The 3,790-nt window shown below is 64.9% G+C and carries 4 protein-coding genes; all 4 read right to left on the reverse strand.

Annotated elements, in window-relative coordinates; translation table 11 throughout:
* Positions 1-751 (reverse strand): nucleotidyltransferase domain-containing protein (locus tag F6S12_RS30300; RefSeq protein ID WP_315869730.1); only part of this gene is annotated, 751 nt, incomplete at its 3' end.
* Positions 752-838: 87 nt separating this feature from the next.
* Positions 839-2,167, reverse strand: a complete 1,329-nt coding sequence (locus tag F6S12_RS30305) for an MFS transporter (RefSeq protein ID WP_015635186.1) — start codon at positions 2,165-2,167, stop codon at positions 839-841.
* 155 nt (positions 2,168-2,322) lie between these two features.
* Positions 2,323-3,516, reverse strand: a complete 1,194-nt coding sequence (lhgO, locus tag F6S12_RS30310; RefSeq protein WP_011060730.1) for an L-2-hydroxyglutarate oxidase — start codon at positions 3,514-3,516, stop codon at positions 2,323-2,325.
* Positions 3,517-3,631: 115 nt separating this feature from the next.
* The coding region (locus F6S12_RS30315; protein ID WP_409999873.1) for an FCD domain-containing protein at positions 3,632-3,790 on the reverse strand (159 nt) is incomplete at its 5' end.

Here is a 3,790-nt window from a genome sequence, read left to right on the forward strand (position 1 = left end):
CCATCTGCCGCAAGCGGTCGCTGAAACCGGCGCCGGCGGGGGCCGTTGCCTCGGCGGCCTGGCGAAACACGTCGATGGTGCCTGCCATTTCCGGGTAGTGCTGCACAAACAGCCACACATGCTCATCCAGGCTCTGGGGCCAGCTCGGCTCCTGCTCCTGGCGCAGCAGGTTGGTGGCGCGAACGAGTTTGCGCGAGGCCTGCCGTTGCAGCCGGAGGACTTCGGCGGGCTTCTGTTCGCGGTCGATGCGCTTGGCGTAGTCGTCCAGCACTGCGAGAAAGTCACCGTTCACCGCCAGGGCAATCTCCCGGCTGGGCCTGAAAGGTGCAAAGCGCGAGCGCAGGTCTTCGCCCCACAGGCAGCGGCAATGGTGCTTGAGCCAATAGCCCCAGCTGCCGAGGTTCCGCGTTTCCAGCACCTGGTTGAGGTCGCCGATATCGAAATCGATCTTCGACACCAGCGGGTGGCGCGCTTGCAGGGCCTGGCGCAGGTTTTCCAGATGCTGGCACGCGGCCGGGTCGGCGGGATCTTGCAGGATCAGGCACAGGTCCAGGTCGGAAGCTCCAGGCCGGGCGGTGCCACGGGCGACGCTGCCGTACAGGTACAGGCTATGCAGCGGCGGGCTGGCGGGAGCAGTGAGGGCGGCGCACAGCTCGTCGAGCAGGGCTCGGTACTCGGGCTGCAGGGGTGGTTCGGCAGGAAGGGCGATCAAGCCGTCGGCATCGACGCCGAATGCGCTATCGGGTGACATGGGGTGGCCTGTAATGCGGGTTCAGCGGCCACCTTAGCAAAGTCTGCCCGGGCCGTTGGAGCGGCCCGGGCAGGGTTGGGTCCAGCCTCAGTTCTTGAAGGCCGAGTGCTTGCGGCCCTGGTCGAGGAAGGCGAACACCACCACCAGCACCGCGGCGACGGCGAGAATGATCACCACGCCGTCGGTGGAGTGGGTGGCCGAGGCCGTCACCAGGGACAGAGCGCCCAGCGGCGCCAGGCCACCAGCGATGGCGGTGCCGATCTCGCGCCCGGTGCCGAAGCCCGAAGAGCGGGTCGCGGTGGGGAACTGGCGGCTGAGGAAGGAGCCCTGTGGGGCGAACATCATCGGCGCCAGAATGCCGGTGCCGACGCCGATGGCGATGTAGATCATCAGGCTCTCACCGGTGTTGAGCAGGGCCAGGAAGGGGTAGGCGAACAGCACCGAGAACAGCCCGCCGAGGATCAGCACGGTCTTGCTGCTCCACTTGTCGCAGAGCCAGCCGAAGAACGGCACGGCGACGATGGCGATCAGGCTGGCGATGGTCACCGACAGCGAAGTGACGTGCACATCGACGTTCTTGTACTGGGTCAGGTAGGCCAGGGAGAAGGTCTTGAAGATGTAGCTCAGGGCGTTGTAGCCCACCGCCACGAAGAACACCACGGCCAGGCCCTTGAGGTCGTTCTTGAACAGCGCCTTGAGCGGCGAGGCCTTGGCTTTCTGGCTTTCCTTGCTCAGTTCCTTGAACTCCGGGGTTTCCGGAATGCTGTTGCGCACCCACAGGCCGACGGCCACCAGGACGATGCTGCAGACGAACGGAATGCGCCAGCCGCCGGCCAGCAGGAAGTCGTTGCCGTTGATGGTCAGCAGGTAGATGGTCAGCGACGACAGCAGCAGGCCCAGGTTCAGCCCCAGCGCCGGCCAGGCGCCCTGGCTGCCGCGCTTGCCCTCGCTGGCATGCTCATAGGAGGTGACCGCCGCGCCGGACAGTTCGGCGCCGGCGCCCAGGCCCTGGATGATGCGGATTGCCACCAGCAGGATCGGCGCCCAGATGCCGATCGACGCGTAGCTGGGGATCAGGCCGATCAGCGCGGTGCACACGCCCATCAGGCAGAAGGTCAGCACCAGTACCTGCTTGCGGCCGAACTTGTCCCCCAGGTAGCCGAACAGGATGCCGCCGAAGGGGCGGGCGATAAAGCCGATGGCAAAGGTCGAGAAGGCCATGAGGGTGGCGCTTTTCGGGTTGCTGTTATCGAAGAAGATCTTCGAGAAGACGATGGCCGCCATGGTGGCGTAGAGGTAGAAGTCATACCACTCCAGCATCGAGCCGAAGATGGTGGCCGCCGCGACCTTGCGCAGGCGTTTCTTGGTTTGCTGTGGGGTTTCCGCTGCAGTACTGCTGGTTTCAACTGCGGTCATATCCGTACATCCTCATGAATCATTGTAGTTATTGTCGAGTTGACGCGAGCCTTGCGCGACGCGCCCTAAAGGGCGGCCAAGGGGTATTGCGGCGACACGCGGCCCGCTTGGCAGTGCCGGGGGCACTGCGCTGCAAGGTGATGGCGCGGGGTGTTTCAGGCGGCCTGGAAAATCCGGTCGGCAATCATCGAGCCAATGGGAATCGCCGAAGTGGCGGCGGGCGAGGGCGCGTTGCACACATGCAACATGCGCGGGGTTTCGGCGAACAGGAAATCGTGCACCAGGCTGCCGTCGCGCATCACCGCCTGGGCGCGGATCCCCGCCTCATAAGGCAGCAGGTCTTCCACTTGCAGGGAAGGGCAGTACTTGCGGCACTGCTCCAGGTAGCCGGACTTGAACAGCGAGTTCTTCATCTCGGTGGTGCCGGAGCCGAGGTTCTGCCAGATGGTTTTCCAGAAACCGGGGAAGCTGGCGTACTGCGCCACGTCGCGCCAGTTGATGGAGAACTTCCTGTAGTTCTCCCGGCCCAGGCCCAGTACCGCGTTGGGGCCGACGGTAACGCTGCCGTCGATCATGCGGGTCAGGTGCACCCCGAGGAACGGCAGCTCCGGATCGGGGATCGGGTAGATCAAGTGATTGACGATGTTGTTCTTCGACGCCGGCAGACGGAAGTATTCGCCGCGGAAGGGGATGATCTGGTGGTCGATCTTCACCCCGGCCATCACCGCCAGGCGATCCGATTGCAGGCCGGCGCAGGCCACCAGCTTCTTCGCCCGCCAGCTGCCGCCGTGGCTGCTGACGGTGACGCTGTCGGCGCTTTCCTGGATCGCGGTGACGGTCTGGCTCAGGCAGATCTCGCCGCCCTCGCGGCGGATCACCCGGGCCATGGTGTCGCAGACTTCGCGGTAGTCGACGATGCCGGTGGCGTCGAGGAACAGCCCGCCAAGGCCGACGATATTCGGTTCGCGCTGGCGCAGTTGCTCGGCGTCCAGGCGCTCCACCTTCAGGCCGTTCTGTTGCGAGCGCTGGTACAGGGCCTCCATGCGCTGCACTTCCAGGGCGTTGGACGCCACCAGCACCTTGCCGCAGACCTCGAACTTGATCCCGTGCTCGCTGCAGAACTGCTTGGTGGCCTCGGCGCCACGCTTGCACAGGTCGGCCTTGAGGCTGCCCGGGGCGTAGTAGATGCCGGCGTGGATCACCCCGCTGTTGTGCCCGGTCTGGTGCTTGGCCAGGACGTTTTCCTTTTCCAGGATGACCAGCGAAGCGCCGGGCTGGCGCTTGAGGATCTCCATCGCCGTAGCCAGGCCGACGATGCCGCCGCCGATGATGCAAAAGTCATAAATCATTGTTCTTAGGTACCTTGGATCCAATGCGTTTCGGTCTGGTTATCAGGTTGTCAGACTAACTAATCCGACAAAAAACCGCAGGCCGTGGCATGCGGCTCGAAGCGTGAAGCTGGGGTCAATCGATAGTCGGCAGCTCCAGGCCCAGGCGCTTGGCCGAAGCCCGCAAGTGGGCGTCGGCGCAACCGGCGGCGGCCTGGCGGTCGCCAGCGGCAATCGCCTGGTACAGCGCCTGGTGTTCCTGGGTGGCATCGGCGGAACCGCCCACCATGCGCAG

Source organism: Pseudomonas sp. JV245A, from assembly GCF_032424515.1.
GTDB lineage: Bacteria > Pseudomonadota > Gammaproteobacteria > Pseudomonadales > Pseudomonadaceae > Aquipseudomonas > Aquipseudomonas protegens.